The sequence below is a fragment of the Pseudomonas sp. SID14000 genome, assembly GCF_002165135.1.
GTDB lineage: Bacteria > Pseudomonadota > Gammaproteobacteria > Pseudomonadales > Pseudomonadaceae > Aquipseudomonas.
This window is the reverse complement of sequence record NZ_NFZQ01000007.1, coordinates 256,104-275,010: the sequence shown is the minus strand read 5'-3', so window position 1 is coordinate 275,010 and position 18,907 is coordinate 256,104. Positions and strand designations below refer to the sequence as shown.

The 18,907-nt window shown below is 54.4% G+C and carries 11 protein-coding genes; all 11 read left to right on the top strand.

The genetic code is table 11. The features are described from left to right. The first annotated feature begins 447 nt into the window (after window positions 1–447). Window positions 448–1,590, top strand: coding sequence for a non-hydrolyzing UDP-N-acetylglucosamine 2-epimerase (gene wecB / locus CAY82_RS13075; RefSeq protein ID WP_087501569.1), 1,143 nt, complete (start codon window positions 448–450; stop codon window positions 1,588–1,590). Further along, a complete protein-coding gene (gene wecC, locus CAY82_RS13070; protein WP_087501568.1) occupies window positions 1,587–2,849 on the top strand; it encodes a UDP-N-acetyl-D-mannosamine dehydrogenase in 1,263 nt (420 codons plus the stop codon). The genes wecB and wecC overlap by 4 nt, the downstream gene beginning before the upstream one ends. A gap of 13 nt (window positions 2,850–2,862) precedes the next feature. Beyond that, window positions 2,863–9,138: a methyltransferase domain-containing protein gene (locus CAY82_RS13065; protein ID WP_087501567.1), complete on the top strand. Its 6,276-nt coding sequence runs from the start codon at window positions 2,863–2,865 to the stop codon at window positions 9,136–9,138. 4 nt (window positions 9,139–9,142) lie between these two features. Beyond that, window positions 9,143–10,945, top strand: coding sequence for a DUF6270 domain-containing protein (locus CAY82_RS13060; protein ID WP_256576267.1), 1,803 nt, complete (start codon window positions 9,143–9,145; stop codon window positions 10,943–10,945). 12 nt (window positions 10,946–10,957) lie between these two features. After that, the gene (locus CAY82_RS13055) at window positions 10,958–11,371 is read left to right on the top strand and encodes a hypothetical protein (RefSeq protein WP_087501566.1); all 414 of its coding nucleotides are present in this window, start codon (window positions 10,958–10,960) and stop codon (window positions 11,369–11,371) included. Window positions 11,372–11,413: 42 nt separating this feature from the next. Next, window positions 11,414–13,153: a hypothetical protein gene (locus tag CAY82_RS13050; RefSeq protein WP_087501565.1), complete on the top strand. Its 1,740-nt coding sequence runs from the start codon at window positions 11,414–11,416 to the stop codon at window positions 13,151–13,153. Further along, window positions 13,150–14,385 carry a glycosyltransferase family 4 protein gene (locus tag CAY82_RS13045; RefSeq protein WP_087501564.1) on the top strand — a complete coding sequence of 412 codons (1,236 nt, stop codon included), beginning with the start codon at window positions 13,150–13,152 and terminating at the stop codon, window positions 14,383–14,385. Before CAY82_RS13050 ends, CAY82_RS13045 begins: the two co-directional genes overlap by 4 nt. Before the next feature lie 6 nt (window positions 14,386–14,391). Next, on the top strand, window positions 14,392–15,609 hold the full coding sequence (locus CAY82_RS13040) for a glycosyltransferase family 4 protein (RefSeq protein ID WP_087501563.1): 1,218 nt from the start codon (window positions 14,392–14,394) through the stop codon (window positions 15,607–15,609). Window positions 15,610–15,681: 72 nt separating this feature from the next. Beyond that, on the top strand, window positions 15,682–16,065 hold the full coding sequence (locus CAY82_RS13035; protein ID WP_087501562.1) for a hypothetical protein: 384 nt from the start codon (window positions 15,682–15,684) through the stop codon (window positions 16,063–16,065). 200 nt (window positions 16,066–16,265) lie between these two features. Continuing rightward, window positions 16,266–17,243, top strand: coding sequence for a D-glucuronyl C5-epimerase family protein (locus tag CAY82_RS13030; RefSeq protein ID WP_087501561.1), 978 nt, complete (start codon window positions 16,266–16,268; stop codon window positions 17,241–17,243). Between the two features lie 478 nt (window positions 17,244–17,721). Then, window positions 17,722–18,807: a DUF6270 domain-containing protein gene (locus tag CAY82_RS13025; protein ID WP_087501560.1), complete on the top strand. Its 1,086-nt coding sequence runs from the start codon at window positions 17,722–17,724 to the stop codon at window positions 18,805–18,807. Window positions 18,808–18,907 lie beyond the last annotated feature (100 nt).

Sequence of the window (18,907 nt, the reverse complement as noted above, 5' to 3'; positions counted from 1 at the left end):
TTCATTCAGACCAAATGTTGTTGTTTTTCCCACAAGCCTTGCCGGACAAGGCCCCCGCCCGTTTGTCGTATGCCTCGTCGAATTGACTTTATTGGCATGATGCCTGAATAAGATCAAACAATCGTTTTTCCTGATACAACTTACAATAATATGATCCGCTCAATCGATTGATATGGGCAAATTCGGACGATCAGGGGGAAAAAAACGTGCCACATGGGATGCCATATTGATGACGAAGTGATAAATTTGCAGGCGTTGGACTATCGCTACGCTTGAAGGATCCAAGCCAGATGAATTTTTCTTCACCACCCTCAAAGCCCCCCGCTCGCGTTTGCGTGTGTGGAGCGCTCCAGGCCAATCCCCCCGGCCGATTTGCGTAGTACCTGTGATCTGCACCCGTAACACCTGATCCAATCGCCTTCACTCAATACACAGAAGACCGTCGCCGTGTCCCTCAAGACCCTCACCGTATTTGGCACCCGCCCAGAGGCCATCAAAATGGCCCCCCTGGCCCTCAACCTTGCCCAGGACGACCGTTTCGAGTCGCGCGTCTGCGTAACTGGCCAGCACCGCCAGATGCTCGACCAGGTACTGGAGCTGTTCGAGATCACGCCCGACTATGACTTGAACATCATGAAGCCCGGCCAGGACCTGACCGACGTGACCACTGCCATCCTGCAGGGTCTGAAGCCTGTGCTGGCCGAGTTCAAGCCCGACGTGGTGCTGGTGCACGGCGACACCGCAACAACCCTGGCCACCAGCCTGGCCGCCTACTACCAGCAGATTCCGATTGCCCATGTTGAAGCCGGCCTGCGCACTGGCAACCTGTATTCGCCATGGCCAGAAGAAGGCAACCGCCGCCTGACCGGCGCACTGGCCGCCCTGCACTTCGCGCCCACCTCCACCTCGCAGGAGAACCTGTTGCGCGAAGGCACCGACGCCGCGACCATCTACACCACCGGTAACACCGTGATCGACGCGCTGCTGGAAGTGGTCCGCAAGCTGGAAAGCCCCGCGCTGAAAAGCCAGTTCGAAGACCAGTTCAGCTTCCTGAACCCCGAGCGCCGCATGGTGCTGGTCACCGGCCATCGCCGCGAAAACTTTGGTGGCGGCTTCGAGCGCATCTGCCAGGCACTGGTACAAACCGCACGCCAGTTCCCTGACGTGGACATCGTCTACCCGGTACACCTCAACCCGAACGTGCGCGAACCGGTCAACCGCCTGCTGGCCGACGTCAACAACATTCACCTCATCGAGCCGCTGGACTACCTGCCGTTCGTCTACCTGATGACCCGCTCGTACCTGATCCTGACCGACTCCGGCGGCATCCAGGAAGAAGCCCCTGCCCTGGGCAAACCGGTACTGGTCATGCGTGACACCACCGAGCGCCCGGAAGCCGTGGCTGCCGGTACCGTCAAGCTGGTGGGCACTGACGTTGAATCGATCACCGAACACCTGGCGAAACTGCTCACCGACGATGCGACCTATCGCGAGATGAGCTTCGCCCACAACCCCTACGGCGATGGAGAAGCGTGCGCGCGAATCCTCGACGCACTTTCCGCCTTCTCTAACTCCAAGGACGCAGCATGAGCTTCAATAAAATTTCCGTCGTAGGCCTGGGCTATATCGGTCTGCCAACCGCCGCCGTTTTCGCCGCCCGCAAGAAGCATGTCATCGGCATCGACGTAAACAAGCATGCAGTCGACACCATCAACCGCGGCGAAATCCACATCGTCGAGCCTGAGCTGGACATGGTGGTACACGCTGCCGTAACCGAAGGTTTCCTGCGCGCCTCCACCGTTCCGGAAGCTGCCGATGCCTTCCTGATCGCCGTGCCGACCCCGTTCATGGATGACCACCAGCCGGACCTGAGCTACATCGAATCCGCCAGCAAGGCCATCGCGCCCGTGCTGAAAAAAGGCGACCTGGTCATCCTGGAATCCACCTCCCCGGTCGGCGCCACCGAGCAGATGGCCTTCTGGCTGGCCCAGGCCCGCCCGGACCTGAGCTTCCCGCAAACCCACGGTGAAGATTCCGACATCCGCGTTGCCCACTGCCCTGAGCGCGTACTGCCGGGCCACGTACTGCGCGAGCTGGTAGAAAACGACCGCATCATCGGCGGCATGACCAACAAGTGCTCCGAAGCGGCCGTACGCCTGTACCGCACCTTCGTTGAAGGCGAGTGCATCGTCACCAACGCCCGCACTGCGGAAATGTGCAAGCTGACCGAAAACAGCTTCCGCGACGTGAACATTGCCTTCGCCAACGAACTGTCGATCATCTGCGACAAGCTGGACATCGATGTGTGGGAGCTGATTCGCCTGGCCAACCACCACCCGCGCGTCAACATCCTGCAACCAGGCCCTGGCGTGGGCGGCCACTGCATCGCCGTCGACCCATGGTTCATCGTCAGCCAGACCCCAGAGCAGGCGCGCCTGATCCGCACCGCCCGCGTGGTCAACGACAGCAAGCCTGAGTGGGTGATCGAAAAGGTCAAGATGGCCCTGGCCAACTTCCTGATCAAGAACCCGGGCAAGTCGGCCCAGCAAGTGAAGATTGCCTGCTACGGCCTGGCCTTCAAGGCCGACATCGACGACCTGCGCGAAAGCCCGGCACTGAGCATCGCCGAGCGCCTGGGCAACGAGCTGGAAGCCACCCTGCAACTGGTCGAACCGAACATCGAAGCCCTGCCGCAGCGCCTGGCACGCCACGAGCATGTGGAGTTCGACTTTGCCCAGGATAGCGCCGACATCCACGTACTGCTGGTGAAACACCGCGAGTTCCGCGGCACCTTCAACGTGCGCGACGCGGCCTTCGTGATCGACGCTGCCGGCGTTACCCAGGCTTGATGGATCGAACCGCATGAACAACCCTACGCTTGAGAAACCTACCGTGAACACAGAGCTGCCTTCACCTTTGGCCGATATTCATGACCGCGTGATGGAAGCCTATTACGGCAAGCTGGGGGATCAGTTCATGCGGGAAACGCAGTCCCGCATCCATTGGATCTGCGCCCAGGTAAAAGGGCGCCGGATCCTGGATGTCGGCTGCTCGCAGGGCATCGTGCCCCTGCTGCTGGCACGTGAAGGCTGCCAGGTCACCGGTGTGGACACCAGCCCGCAGGCCATTGAAGAGGCCAAAGGCTACCTGTCCGCCGAGCCTGCACACATCCAGCAGAACGTCACGTATATCAATTCAGACTTCCTCGCGCTGGACACGCTCGAGGTTGAACCGGACACCATCGTCATCAGCGAAGTGCTCGAACACCTGGTACGCCCGGAGTTGTTCGTTGAGAAGGCCTACGACCTGCTCAAGCAGGGTGGCCGGCTGGTGATCACCGTGCCGTTCGGGGTCAATGACTTCATTGACCACAAGCACACGTTCTACCTGATGGAACCGTTCCGGCTGCTGGCCGAGCACTTGCAGATCATCGATGTGAAGATGCTCGGCAAATGGTTGGGCATCGTTGCGGTGAAGGGCGATACGCACAAGCCAGGTGTCATCGACTCGCTGACCGTTGATCGCGTTCGTGAGCTGGAAAAGGCATTCGAATCCATCGAGCGCACTTTGCGCGAGAATCTCGCGGCAATCGGCAAGCGTCTGGAAGAGGCCAATAAAAAGTATCGCGGTGCTACTGAGCAAATCACTCTGCTGAAGCCAGAAGTGCAAAAAGCCGAAGCGCTTTTCAAACAATTGCAAACGCGCGAAGCAGAAATCGCAACGCTCCAAAAATCCAACCGGGAGATCCTCGAAGCCAAGGCACAGCGTGTCCGGGAGCTTGAAGAGACCACGCAGCGACTGGTGGAAGCCAACAAAAAGTATCGTGTTGCGACCGAGCAGTATGGCCAACTTGAACAGCAGTTAGCGGCGGTTGAGGAAGCTCGCGCACAAAGCCTGGCTGACGCGAAGCTGCGACTCGACGAGTTGCAGAATCAGTACGCCAAAACTCAAAAGCAATTGACTGAGGCAACTGCCGAGCTGCGTGGCTCTGCAGAGAAGCAACGGGCGCAGGAAGAGCAGTGCAAGGCTGTAGCCGACCAGTTGTCTCAGGCGCAGGAAATCATCGATAGCCATATCGCCACCATCACCGACCTGCGCGCCTATCAGGCAGCATTGAAAGCCGAACAGGAAAGCCAGCAGCAACAAGCAGCTGAACTACTGCTCGATGAACAACAGAAAAACGCAGAGCATATCGACGCGATCACCGCGTTACGCGCCCAACAGGCGGCACTGCTAGCCGAACAGGAAAGCCAGCAGCAACAGGCGGCTGAACTACTGCTCGATGCTCAGCAGAAGAACGCAGAGCATCTAGAGACAATCACTGCGTTACGTGCCCAACAGGTGGCTTTGCAAGCCGAACAGGAAAGCCAGCAGCAACAAGCGGCTGGCCTACTGCTCGATGCACAACAGAAAAACGCAGAGCATATCGACACAATCACTGCGTTACGTGCCCAGCAGGTGGCTTTGCAAGCCGAACAGGAAAGCCAGCAGCGACAAGCGGCTGAACTACTGCTCAATGCACAACAGAAAAACGCAGAGCATATTGACGCGATCACTGCGCTACACACCCAACAGGCAGCATTGCAAGCCGAGCTGGTAAACCAGGCGCAGGCAATGAGCGACTATCAGGCTCAGGCTCAACGCGCAGAGGCAGCACATCTGCAGACTATTGCTGAGTTGCAAGCCCAGAAAACGGCGCTGGAATCCGACCTTGAACGCCATTTGCAAGCAATGAGCGAGCTTCAGACCCAGGCTGACCAAGCCAACACTGCCCACCTTGAAACCATCGCAGGATTACACGAACAGTTGGCGACGATGGGTGCTGAATTGCAAAACCAGATTGATGCAACGACCCGTCTGCAATCCCAAAGCAAGCAGGATATTGCTGAGAAAGACAACACGATCACCACGCTGCGCATGCGCCAAGCGGAACTGGAAGCCGAACTTGAAAGCGAGTTGGAGTATATGAACGAATTGCAGGCCCAAACCCAACGGGCCGACGCTGCTCAGGCAGAGACCATTGCCCTGTTGAAAGCACGTCAAGCTGAACTGAAGGCAGAGCTGAGCAAGCAGCGGCAAGCCATGAACGAACTGCAATTTCAAAGCCAGCTGGCTAATGCAGCTCATGCCGAAACGGTCATTGCACTGCAAGGCCGGCAGACTGAACTGGAAGTTCAGTTGCAGCTGATGAATGACGCTCAAGCCCAAAGCCAGCGTGAGCATACCGCCCAGGCAAACTCCATCAAAGCCTTGCTTGAACAACGTACCCAGCTGGAAGACCAACTGCTTAAGCTGACACCTGCCACCACTGAATCTGAGGAAGCGCGGGTGGCCATGGCAGAGACCATTGCGTCGCTCAACCTGGCCAAAGAAATGCTCGAAGAACAGCTGATGCTTGAAAGGGCCAGCCGTCAGGCAGCTGAAGCCAGCCTCGTTGCCACCAATAAAGAGTGGCAAGGTCTGCGCGAGCAACTTGAAACCGAACTCAACTCGTCCAAGGCTGGCCTTGGTGCGGCAAACATGAAGTACCGCGCCCTGACCGGCGAACAAATCCCGCAATTGAAGGCCAGCCTCAATCAATTGCTTGAACGCAGTACCGCTCAGCAGCGCAAGATCGACGAGCTCAATGAAAATCTGGAGCGCGCTAACACCCAGCGCCACCTAGCAGAGCAGCGCCTGGTGAAAACCCGCGCAAGCATGACCTATCAGCTCGGCTACCAGATCAAGAACAGCGCGACCTCGCTGGGCGGCTTGGTCAAGCTGCCAATCCGCCTGCTACGCCTGTACCGCAAAGCCAGCCAGCAACGCCAGCAAAACGAGCAGAAGCTGCTGGCCAACGAACCGCGCAAGGCGCTGCTGCCGCCGGCACCGGTACAAGATGAAAACTACCTGAAGCTGCCAGCAGCCCTGCCGACCAGCGAGCAGAGCCGCAGTACCCTGCTGCGTCAGGCGGACCAGCCTGTCAGCCGCCTGAAAGTGGCGTGCGTGATGGATGAGTTCACCTTCGGCTCCTATCGTTACGAATGTGACCTGATGCCGCTCACCCCAACCAACTGGAAAGCGGAAATCGAAGGCTTTGGCCCGGAATTGCTGTTCATCGAGTCCGCCTGGCGCGGCAAGGATGACCTATGGGGCAGCAAAGTCGGCCACAACGGCCAGGAGCTGCAGGACATTCTGGCCTGGTGCCGTCAGAACAAGGTACCAACCGTGTTCTGGAACAAGGAAGACCCGGTTCACTTCGAGACCTTCCTGACCACCGCCAAACAGTTCGACCACGTATTCACCACCGATATCGACTGTATTCACCGCTATAGAGGAGCACTCGGTCACGACCGCGTCTACCTGCTGCCGTTCGCCTGCCAGCCTGCGCTGCACAACCCCGTCGAGCTATACGAACGCAAGGACGCCTTCTGCTTTGCCGGGGCTTACTACGTTCGTTACCCCGAGCGTACCCGCGACCTGGGCAACTTCGTCTGCGAGCTGCCGAAGTTCCGTCCGCTGGAAATCTTCGACCGCAACTTCGGCAAGAACGATGCGAACTACCAGTTCCCAGAGGAATACCAGCCCTATATCGTCGGTACCCTGCCCTTCGAGAAGATTGACACGGCCTACAAGGGCTACCGCTATGCGATCAACCTGAACTCGATCAAGCAATCGCAATCGATGTTTGCCCGTCGCGTCTTCGAATTGCTCGGCTGCAACACCCTGACCGTGAGCAACTTCTCGCGCGGTGTACGCCTGCTGTTCGGCGATCTGGTCGTTACCACCGACAACGGCGAGGAAATGCTGCGCCGCCTGCAATTGTTGGCCGAAGACCCGCTGAACAGTGACAAGCTGCGGCTGGCAGCCCTGCGCAAAGTGATGCAGGAGCACACCTACACCCAGCGTCTGGAATACGTGATGAGCAAGGTCACCGGTACCGCGAGGGCCCAGCGCCTGCCGGAAATCGTAGTGATCGGTGAAGCCCAGGACCGCGAACAGTTCGACATGCTGCGCGCCCATCTGAACCGTCAGACCTACAGCCAGGTGCGCATGGTCATCATCAGCGATGCCTACCAGAGCAGCATCGTCAGTGATGACCCGCGCATCCTGGTACTCAAGCCGGCACAGCTGAAAAAGACCTCGCTGGGCGAACTGGTTGGCAATACACCTTGGGTCGCCGCCTTTGTGCCTGGCGACTACTACGGCCCGAACTATCTGCTCGACCTGGCGCTGGCTACCCGCTACAGCCGCGCCCAGGTAGTCGGTAAAGCGGCCCACTTCACCTGCAAGGGCCACACTGCCGAACTGCAGTGGAACGAACAGGCCTATCGCCCGACCCAGACGCTGAGCGCCCGCCGTTCGCTGGTTGCTACCGAAATCGTTGCCGGACAACCGCTGCGCAATTGGCTGAAGAACCTGCCGTCGCTGCAGTACACCCATGCCCAGGGCCTGGCCATCGACCCGTTCAACTATTGCGAGAACGGCGCTGCACAGCATGAAAACATCAGCGCCAAAGTCGACGATCTCGAGCTGAACCTCGGCATGACCATCGACCAGTTGCAGGCGCGTGCGGAGTCCATTGCCCCGCTGCAGATCAGCCACGACGCACCGGAGATCACGGGACGCGGTTTGGCCGAGATGTTTGGCGTCGTTCGCAACAAATTCGTTGACCTGGTCGTCGACGGCGATACCTGGCGCGTGCACTCCAAGCTGGCCGATGGCAAGCATGAATATATCTATGCCCAGCAGGAAGTCCGTGTGGATGAACTGGGCTGCGAAGATGGCCGCCTCAAGCTGTTCGTTGACTGCACTCCTGGCCTGAACCTGCAGCTGGTCGTGCTGTTCCTGGATGCCGACAAGCAGCGTATCAGCCATGTGATGCAGTATGCCAATCGCAACCAGACTGCCGACATTCCACCGGAAGCCGTCTACATTCGCTTCGGTTTGCGCGCCTATGCTGCAGGCAGTGCCGAACTGAAGGCACTGGTCTTGGGGCACCGCAACCTGCAGCCATCTGAAATGATGGGCCGCAGTGAGCACTTGCTACTGACCAACCACTACCCGACCTATTCTGACCTGTACCGCAACAAGTTCGTACACACCCGGGTCACGGCATACCAAGAGCGTGGGGTCAACGTAGACGTATTCCGGCTGCGACCGAACGAAACGGTCAGCTACCACGAGTTCCAGAACGTCGACGTGGTTACCGGCTGCACTTCGACCTTGACAAAAATGCTCGAGAAAAATCGCTACAAGTCGATCCTCGTGCACTTCCTCGACGAGCAGATGTGGAACGCACTGCGTCCGTTCCTGAATAGCACGCGCATCACTGTCTGGGTACATGGTTCAGATATCCAGCCTTGGTGGCGTCGTGAGTTCAACTTCACCACTGATGAGCAACTGCGCCTGGGCAAGCTCGCCAGCGAAAAACGCATGACGTTCTGGCGCGAACTGCTGCAGCCGATGCACCCGAACCTGAAACTGGTGTTCGTATCGCGCTACTTCGCGGAAGAAGTGATGGAAGACCTTGGATTCCGCCTACCGGAAGGCCAGTTCGAAATCATTCACAACCCGATCAACACCGACTTGTTCGACTATCGCGAAAAGTCGGTCGAGCAGCGCAAGAAAGTGCTGTCCATTCGTCCATATACCTCGAAGACCTATGCCAACGACCTGACCGTGAAAGCGATCCAGAGCCTGGCGGGTAAATCCTGGTTCAACGACATGGAGTTCTGCCTGATCGGTGACGGCCCACTGTTTGACGAAACCCTGAAACCGCTGCGCAACTTCAGCAACGTAAAGATCCAGCAGGGCTTCCTCAATCACACGGAAATTGCAGATACGCACAAGGACTACGGCATCTTCCTTTGCCCGAGCCGTATGGACACCCAGGGGGTATCCCGCGACGAAGCCATGTCGTCAGGCCTGGTGCCGGTCACTACGGCTGTAGCCGCCGTTCCCGAGTTCGTCGACCACACCTCCGGCTACGTGGTCGAACCAGAAAACTACGAGCAACTGGCTCAAGCGATTGAGGAGATGTACCTCAATGGCAATACCTTCGTGGAAAAATCCAAGGCTGCGGCCAATCGAGTTCGCGGGCAAAGCGCCAGCTACAAGATGGCAGAGCGGGAAATCGCAGTGATTCAGAACCATTGAAGATATGTTGAAATCCGCTTTGAAGCACTTTGTTTTCACCAATTTTGGTATCGGCATCAAGGATGAACTGTGGCTGTCCTACAGGCTGGAGATCTTTGCCAACACCGTTCTCCCATCCTTGGCCAACCAAAGTAATCAAGGCTTCGAGTGGATCATCTTCATTGATGAAGCATTACCGGTCCTGCACCGCACGCGCCTTGAGCAGTTACTGCGCAACACTGACCTGAATGCCCGCACGCTTCAGGTCAGCGACTACAGCATGGTCAGCCGCGAAGTCATGCTTCTGCTCAAGGGGGTCAATGCGGCGACACTGGTCACGTCACGCATTGACGACGATGACTGTATCCATGAAAGCGTCATCGACCTGATTCAGTCCGAGGCCACCTCCGAGCGCAATATCTCGGAGGTGTTATTGATCTCGCTGAAGAATGGCCTGGAATTTCTGCCTTCGGACCAATGCTATCGCCCAGTGGATTACGACACGCTGGCTCTGGCGCTGACGATGGTCGACAAAACCAGTGGCCCCAAGACACATGCGATTACCCAGTATGCGCATCATCTTGTCGTCACCACCCTGGAGCAGCAGCAGATCTCTGCCGAGCACATTCACCTCACACGTGAAGAGCCGCTGTACCTCTATACCAAGCATCCACTTAGCGATTCCTACTTCTTTGGCGCTCGGGCGCGCATACTTGGCACCCCCGAAAGCGTCAAAGGTTTCGACCCAGCCCTGTTTGCACGGTTTGGCCTGCAACAACCACGGCTCGACTACCTGAGCCAACTACTCAGGCAATCGCCGCTGGGCATGCCTCACAAGTACCTAGAGAAACTCAACAACGTACGCCAACAGCTCAAGGCTGAGCAAAAGAACATTGACGGCCCCGATACAGAGGTGGTGAACAGCCTCTTGTCACAGAAGGCCAGGCTTGAAAAAAAGGCATCGCGGCCGAACCCCGTCAAAACGGGGTCAGGCAAGATACGCGTCGCAATTCTTGGCTCAAGCGCTTCCCATAATCTGTTCAAGTTCCAGAAAAAGACGCTGGAGCGCTTTGAGGTGTGTTTCTACATGTCTCAATCGTCGGTGATTTCGTACATGGCGCCGCCATGTCTCGATGCACGGTTCCGCGTTGAAGCAGAAGGCGCAGAGGCCAAGCGCGTTGAGTGGGATGCTTCGAAAGAGCATTGGCAACAACTCGAACAATCTCGCCCCGACATCGTCATTGTGGATTTCTTTGACGAAAGCATTGGCATTGCCACATTTGGCACCTCGATCGTGACGGCCAGCCCGTTGATGCTCAAGACGCTGGCTAAATGTGGTATCGAATACACCGTGCAGGCCCCTTGGAGTGAACAGGCAAAGCAGCTGCGCGCCTGGGCCCTGCCCATGTTCCTGGATCGCGTGGCCAGCCTGTGCCCGAACATTTTTGTGCATCAGGCCAACTGGGCGAGCCAGTACAAGAGCAAAGAGATCGTTGCCAGCTTCGCTGGTAGCACGTTCCAGGGCCTGATCGATCTGAACAATGCAATCATCGACCCGATGCTGGACAGCCTGGAAGACTCGACAGTCCCGGTAGAACGAATTGGTGGCAAGGATGCCGGGCTGATAGCCGGTGGCACCCCGCGTTGGGCCTATTGCCCCTATCACTATGACAGCTCGTATTACAGAACCATTGCCAAACAAGCTTTAGCGAAGATGGTGCAATACGTCTCGAAAAACGAGCACAAGTGGGCATTCTGCCCCTACTACTACCATGGCACCTACTACAGCACCGTTGCCAGGCAATTGCTGGCACGGATCATCAATTGAAGTGACCACACCATGAAGCCATACGTTTTCATTATCGCGCTGCTGGCAATGCTGACCGGTTGCGAACAACCACCTGCTGCGGATGCAATGGCAGATGTGAAGTCTGCCAATGCCCTGCATCTGAGTGACTCCACGTACGTGCTACTCAGAGGGACGCATCAGAAATCGCACAGGAAACCCAACAATGCGGGGTTCCTGAGCATGCATGAATTCGTTTACTCCGGCGTGGATAAAATTGCCGAAAATGATGTCTACGCGGTGCTGAAAGCCAATGGCTATACCCGCAAGATCATCGTCAACGACGCCAATCAGTTCAAGGTACAGTATTACAAAAAGGCTGTACCTCCGATTGGCGCAATCTTTACCACACGAAACAAGGACGACGGTTACGAAACGCTCGCTAGCATTTATTGGCAGGAAAAGTGATGCACACAAGCACGAAATTTGCGCGCACGCTTGCGGTTTGATATGAAACTCCAACAGCAGATCAAAGCAACTATCGGCTGGTGCATTTCCCTGGGCGTAAAATTCGTCCGGGTTGTACCCATTATTACGCTTTTGGTACAGATCAGTACTTTAGCGAGCCAGATATTTCTTCTCCTGGCGTTTTTCCTGCCACTCAAAGTCATCATTCTGCTGGGTTCGGAAAAAACACCTGCCTATTTCCCGTCCATTTTGCATACGCTTGAAAAAGATCATCTGATCTATTCACTGACCGCAGCGGCAGCGCTTTGCTACATCGCCTACCTGTTATCAGAACTGGCCAGCGCGCTGCTTTGTCGCAACGGCACGCAAAAGCTTCTGGCACGCACTTCGAAGCTGAACCTGTTCGAGAACCAGGACAAGATTGCCACCAATGCTTACTCGCGCTTCAATCGTGCCATGGCCGGCGCAGCCTTCTTCAGCCTGAGCGCGCTGGCATTATTGTATGTGTACCCAAGCTTGCTGCTGGCGATTCTTGTTTACCTGGTCATTGCCAGCAGCGTTAGCGTCCTGGCCTACAACCACGTTAGAAGAGTCCGCGAGAGCTTTCATCATCATTACGGCCCGATTCTCAACGCCCTGGCCGCAACCGGCTTTCTCCTGAGCTTTTTCTTCCTGGTTACCGACTTCCTGTATTACCAGCACAGCAAGATTTTCAATGCAGTGATTGCCGTGCTGATTATGCGCCAAGGGCTGCAGAGGCTGTCCAGCATGATCCTGGACGTGATCGGCCTGCGTATTCAGCATCGACAAGTCAACGCATTGTTCTATCAATCCCAGCCTCTTATCGAGCTTCGACCACAGAGTAACGGCCTGGAATACATTCTGGATGCCGAGAACAGGGAAAAGTGGGTCAAGGCACTGCTTGATAAACTAGGCCTGGAAGCAGCCGACGGCTACAAGATGCATTGGCACCAGGTCGGCTTTGCCGATATTTACGCGTTCACCCTGCAACTGGAACAGCAGGACGACACCGGCACACTGCTGGTCAAGGTATTTGGCAGCAACATTTCGTCTTCCGCTTTGCAGGAGCGCACGCTGCTGACTACGCAACATGGCCTTCCAGACCTGCCATTTGTTGGTCACTACCGAGTGAGCGACATTGATTGCCATGTCTACAAGTTTGACGGCGCTGAAAAGCTGATCGGCGGTCGTAAGATTGGCGAAGGCATTCTTGCGATCGCACGAAAACTGCTGCTGCTCGAGCCCTCTACAGCGCTGATTGCGCAGTTTACGCGCACACGCCTGTACCTTGAGCAGCGCCTGGATGAAACGACAATCAACGCGCTGCGCCTGGCCTGCATCAACGAGGAGGACACAAGTAACGTCGATAATATCATCGACAACTTGCCTGCCATTAACGGCTATCTCGCCACGCTTCCCCGCCAGATCGTACCGCTGGACATCACCAACAACACGCTTCTGACTTCGCCTGCTTCCGGCTTTGTGCTCAGCCACTGGAGCAATTGGCGAATCGAAGCAATTGGCTGCAGCTGGCCTGTTGCCCAGAAGGACGCACTGTTTGAAACACTGCGCAGCGCAGATCAACGCCAGGCACTGGCGTCGATCGACCCTCATAAAGTGTGGTTGGCCGCACTGATGTACATGCTGGAAAGACATATCGTGCGAAAAGACTATTCGGCGGCCCTTGCATTGACACCCGACATCGTTAATTGCATTGAAATTTTTGATACTCCTGCAGCTGCAGAGGTGGCAACGCAATGACAAAAGTCTCGATGATCGTCTGGAATGAGTTCCTGAATGACGCGCGCGTAATGAAGGAAGCGCAAACGCTGCAACGTGCAGGCTACAAGGTGAGGGTGTTTGCGCTGCATACGCCAGGCGTTACCCAGGAGCACACTGTACTGCAGGACGGCATTGAAGTCGTGCGCGTAGCCCGGTCCCCCCTGTGGAAACTGCGAAAGAAAAATATACCGGCTAACGCCAAGGCAGCTGTCGAGGCAGCCAAACCCGCCTTGATCAAACCCAGCCTTAAGATGCTGGTATTCAGAGCCATCGCGCGCGGCTGGACCCACTTTGCCCTGCTACTCAAGATGCTTGAGTACCGTGCTCCGGTGGTTCATTCACATGATGTAAATACCCTGCCGACTGCCTGGCTGGCTGCAAAACTGTCACGAGCCAAGCTGGTATATGACGCACATGAAATAAGTACCAGCCGCGAAGGTTACAAGAGCTTGAGAAAAGTGGTGGGGTTCGTCGAAAAACGGCTGATGCCGTCTGCCAATGGCACCATCACCACCACCGACGCACGCGCCAAATACTTCGCCAGAGCCTACGGCGTGGAGCGGCCACTGGTACTGCAAAACCGCCCAAGACTTGTCGAGAGCCCGCGCTCCAACAAGATCAGGGATGAACTGGGACTGCTTGAGCCATGGCCGATCGTGGTGTACCAGGGTGGCTTGCAACAAGGGCGTGGTCTGGAAAAGCTGATCCGCTGCGCACAGCATGTGCCTGATTGCTTCTTCGTGCTGATAGGCGGGGGCCGGCTGGCTCAGCCGCTCATGGCATTGGCACATGAATTGAACCTTCAACATAAAGTCCACTTCATTCCGACAGTGGCATTGGCAGAATTGCCGGCCTATACAGCATCCGCCGACATTGGTGTACAGCCAATCGAGAACACATGCCTCAATCATTACACGACGGATTCAAACAAACTCTTCGAGTATGTGATCGCCGGGTTGCCGGTGGTGGCCACTGATTTTCCAGAGATCCGCAAAATTGTCAGAGCCAACGAAATCGGCTTGCTGGTGCCAGGAAATGACGAGCAGGCGTTAAGCAACACCATTGTGAAGTTGCTTGGCGATCGCGAGCTTCGCGAACGCTTTGCCCACAATGCGAGAAATACCGCACGGAATCTGAACTGGGAAGCACAGGAAAAGAGCCTAGTCGATCTATATGAACGGGTGTTGTTTGCCCCGGCTCAAGCCAGGTAACCGACCGTGAAAACTCGCATTCTCTTTTTGAGCTTTTACTACCCACCGGACTTGTCGGCAGGGTCTTTCCGTGCGGAAGCTCTGGTAAACGCGCTTCTGGATAATGTCAGCGACCACGTGGAAATCGATGTCATCACCACGCAGCCCAATCGGTATCATACTTTCAAGGCCACCGCGCCCAGCTATGAGCGGTTTTCCAATCTCACTGTACGGCGTCTTGCCGTGCCTTCACACAAAAGTGGTTTTGTTGACCAGGCTTTTTCTTTCGGCAGTTTTGCCATGCAAGTGTGCAAGGCAGCCAGAAACAAGCAATACGATTTGATCTTCGCCACCTCGTCACGCCTGATGACCGCTTCCCTAGGGGCCTATATCTCCAAAAGAACTGGGACCAAGCTATACTTGGACATCAGGGACATTTTTGTCGATACCTTGCAAGGGGTGCTGCCTCCGGCACTTGGAAGAATAACGTCTGCAATCTTTTCATCGGTAGAGGCTACCACCATACGGCAAGCCGCCAAAGTGAATCTTATTTCACCAGGATTCACCTCATATTTTAAAAAACGCTATCCGGAAAAAGCCTTTACCTTCTATACGAACGGAATCGATGAGCTGTTCCTGACGCCACTCCCGGCAACAGTTGCAGTGCAAAGCCTCCCAGCACTACCACGCAAACTAAAAATTGTATATGCAGGAAACATAGGTGCAGGCCAAGGTTTACATCTGATTGTGCCGCAACTGGCCAAACGCTTGGAAACGGAAGTGGAATTCCACATCATTGGATCTGGCGGTGCTACTGACCGGCTTGAAAAAGCGCTTGAAAGTGAAAAGGTGAGCAACGTTTACCTGACTCCGCCAATGAAGCGTGATGCCCTACTTAAACTCTATCGTGAAGCTGATGTTCTGTTTTTGCACCTGAATGACATGAAGGCTTTCCGTCGCGTGCTGCCATCAAAGCTGTTCGAGTACGCAGCCACTGAGAAACCGATACTAGCCGGCCTATCGGGCTACCCAGGCCGTTTTGCCAGCAACCGAATTCAGAATGCAGCCGTTTTCAATCCGTGCGATATCGAGGACGCAATAAGATCCTTCAGAAGCCTGGAATTTCGCCAGACTGCTCGAAATGAGTTTATACAAAAGTATTCACGAAAAGCTATCAAAAGGAGGATGGCCTTCGACTTGCTCAAAACCTCACCCAAGCATGCGGAGTTCAAGCAAACGGAATAGCAACCCGCTGCCAAGCTTGGTAAAATCCGAAATTACGTCTCAACACTAACAACCCTAGGTTTACAGTTCAAAATGAAAAAAATCACCTGCGTTGCCGTTTTGTCCTGCCTGCTCGCTTTGGGCGGCTGCAATGAGAAAAAAGGCGTTGATATTCAACTCCCCTCGGGCGAGAAACTGACCCTTGAGGGCAGCATCACCAAGAACACCAGCAAACCTATTGAAAACGGTACATTCAAGAGCTATGAGGTTCAGTACACGCTCGCACAAGATGCTACAAAAGCAAAATTTGACGAGCACTTCCGCACCTTGGGTTATGCTGTTTCCGAACAAACAAACGTAGCGTCGACAACGCTGAAGGTTCATTACGTCAAGAAAAACTCGCCAACCATTGGCGTTCTGATTAATGACAAGAATCCAGCCGTAGTCAGCATTTACTGGCAAGAAAAACAGCAATAACCAGCATCCTCTGAGCGATTCTGGACCACCTTGCAATCTTGATACTCCCACCACGAACAGTTTCGTTGTGGGGGTATATTTTTCCAGCCACCTGACGTTTCCGCAGACCGGATAACACTACGACCCGAACCTACATCGCGGATATGTAAGGACACCAGAATTTCACTGGCCGTTACACATTGGGCGCAGGATAGAGACCCATGAAGATTCATTACGAAGCATTGACAAACGACTGGTTCGACAGGGCGATGAGCACCGGCCCAAACAGAACCGACTGGCAGCCCAAGCATCATCTTGATCTATTCAGGTCATGGCCGGAAAAATACGTCACCGACTACCACCAGCCATTCAATCCATTCGCTTTCGCCATCAATGCATGCGCGCTAGATGCTTCATCCAGGAAACACGGCTTATCAAAGGCCATGCGCGATCAAATCGATTATCTTGATCTGGCGGCTAGCATCTATACCGAAACAATAGAGGATCATGCCTACATAAGAAATGATTTTGCATTCCCCATGTACTGGGCAACAATGAAGAAACCTTTCTATGGCGCCTTCATGAACGCCTATACAGCGTATGGATACATGCGACTTTACGAGACAACCAAAGATGAAAAGTACCTGAGCAAGGCCTTCAGACTAATCCGCACAATCACATCCAAAGACATAACAATTAAACTATCGGAAGAGGACTCACAAGGCGATCTTTGGCTTTATGAATATGTTTTCACGCCTCAAGAAAACGAAATTGAGTACCTGAAAAAACTTGGCACCGAAATGCAGGAAAATGGAAACATGCGTTTTCGTGTCTACAATGGCCACATAGGCGCAATCATTACACTCATGAAATACCGTAAGCTTACAGGCCTGAGCTTTGTGGACAAAACCATCGAGCAATCTTTACTTACGATGTCGAAGAACTTGAGTAAGCAGATATTTGAGAATAAGTATTTCTCCTATTCCATTGAAGCCGTAGCACTTCCAGATTATGGCCAAACGAGAGCAGTGCACTTGGCAAAACAGATTGCCGAAGCGACCGACGACGAAGCACTGAAGGCAACCGCCAAAATCTTTGAGGAGTTCTATATAACATCCATCAAAGACTGCGAGGGGGATACCTACCTGACGGGAAGAAAGGCTGCCCTCGAATTCTATAGCCCGTTAAAGAAAGCCTAGCATTGACTATAGCGCATCAGCGCCTGCCATGAGTCTCTCGATAGCTGCAATACTGAAACTTCCGCTTAAGCCTTTTCATTCCGCCTAAGCAAGGTGTGCAGGCGCGGAGCTTGCCCAAGCTCCATTTATGTGACGAAGATCACAAAATGCCTCTCATTTTGAGCACACCCTGTCTTGCAATGGTCCTGCGCACATGATCGCTCAGCGACACCTTCAAGCCAAAAAAGTTCATATATCTAGCGATTCTTATTGGATCCATTTCGGCGCATGTTCATGGTAATCCCTGAACGAAGGGGCCAAGAAATCCGCACGTTGCATTCCTGAATCTGTCTATGGATAATGGTTCTTCAGTTACACCTAGCACCCAAGGCTTCCTTTGCAGCCGGGACGCTTGGTGACTGGATCCAAGGAGCGGCCTGGCGGAGCGGGATGCATACCCACTTATATAAATCAAAAGTATAGAAGGCTGAAGTAAACTGTGCTCAAGAACTTAATGATTTACGGTAGCTGTGTATCTAGAGATATATTCAACCTAGAGGAAAACCGGAACTTTAAGTTAACGGCTTACTTCGCACGCTCCTCAATGGCCTCGCTGTGTAGCGACCCTTACGAAAATGAAGAAGCGCTCAATCGCATAGCTTCAGCGTTTCGGCGACGCATGGTTGCGTACGATTTTTCCAAGCAAATACTCACTGAGACGGAAAACCTAAGCAGTGCCGATGTGATATTGATAGATCTGATCGATGAAAGATTCGATTTGGTCGCCCTACCAACTGGGCATATTATCACTAACTCAAGCGAACTTGCTGAGAGTGGTTTGCTGGCGGACAGTTCCGTCAGTGGATACCGACTGATCAAGCACGCTTCGAAAGAGCGTCGTGAACTATGGCTTCAAGGAATGCAAAAATTCCTGGACCTGTTGGAATCGCATGGCAAGTTAAACTCCGTAGTCATCAATAAAGTCTACTGGGCTAGCCAGTTTGAACACTCGAGTGATACAGAATTCCCGGTAACCCTTGCAGCCACCGAGAAAGCCAACCAAGAACTAGATTGGATGTACAATGAGCTCGAGAAAAAGCTCGGAAAAGACCAGTTCCTGCAGTTCTCACCCGATATTTTGACTGCGGACGAAACGCACCGCTGGGGTATATCCCCCTTCCATTATAGCGAGCGCTATTATAAAGAAGCTTTGGCTTTACTGAGCACAGAAACAGCCTCCGATAAGCACACAAAACCGATAAGCAAAGAATCATTGGCAAACGCTTCGCCACTCGTTTCCGACGGTGCTAAAGTCACTGTTGCCGCTTACAAAACCAAGAGCGATGTCTTCGCGCACTGCTCACTTGTTGTGGATGGAAAAATACACGAAAGTGGCAAATTTGCATTTTACCTACTCATTGACGGCAATCGTCATGCTGCACGCTGGTATGAAACCTCACAGTCCGCGCGCTTCCCGATCCCCGAGACTACAGGGGAAATAACCGTTGTGGCTTTCTATCAAGACCCAAAAGAAGAAAAAGTCTCCGCTCAATGCATCGCAAAAGATCTAGAACGCTCTGAATAATAGCCAAGAGTCAGGCCGATCATATCACGGTATTTTGGTCGGCTTAGCCCTTGACATAGGCGACCGCTCCCCCGATCAATTCGCCAAGAATTCTGCCTAA

Bases quoted from the DNA above. Each gene is read 5' to 3' on its own strand.
- wecC (WP_087501568.1), top strand. From the start codon at position 1,587: ATGAGCTTCAATAAAATTTCCGTCGTAGGCCTGGGCTATATCGGTCTG.
- CAY82_RS13065 (WP_087501567.1), top strand. From the start codon at position 2,863: ATGAACAACCCTACGCTTGAGAAACCTACCGTGAACACAGAGCTGCCT.
- CAY82_RS13060 (WP_256576267.1), top strand. From the start codon at position 9,143: ATGTTGAAATCCGCTTTGAAGCACTTTGTTTTCACCAATTTTGGTATC.
- CAY82_RS13055 (WP_087501566.1), top strand. From the start codon at position 10,958: ATGAAGCCATACGTTTTCATTATCGCGCTGCTGGCAATGCTGACCGGT.
- CAY82_RS13050 (WP_087501565.1), top strand. From the start codon at position 11,414: ATGAAACTCCAACAGCAGATCAAAGCAACTATCGGCTGGTGCATTTCC.
- CAY82_RS13045 (WP_087501564.1), top strand. From the start codon at position 13,150: ATGACAAAAGTCTCGATGATCGTCTGGAATGAGTTCCTGAATGACGCG.
- CAY82_RS13035 (WP_087501562.1), top strand. From the start codon at position 15,682: ATGAAAAAAATCACCTGCGTTGCCGTTTTGTCCTGCCTGCTCGCTTTG.
- CAY82_RS13030 (WP_087501561.1), top strand. From the start codon at position 16,266: ATGAAGATTCATTACGAAGCATTGACAAACGACTGGTTCGACAGGGCG.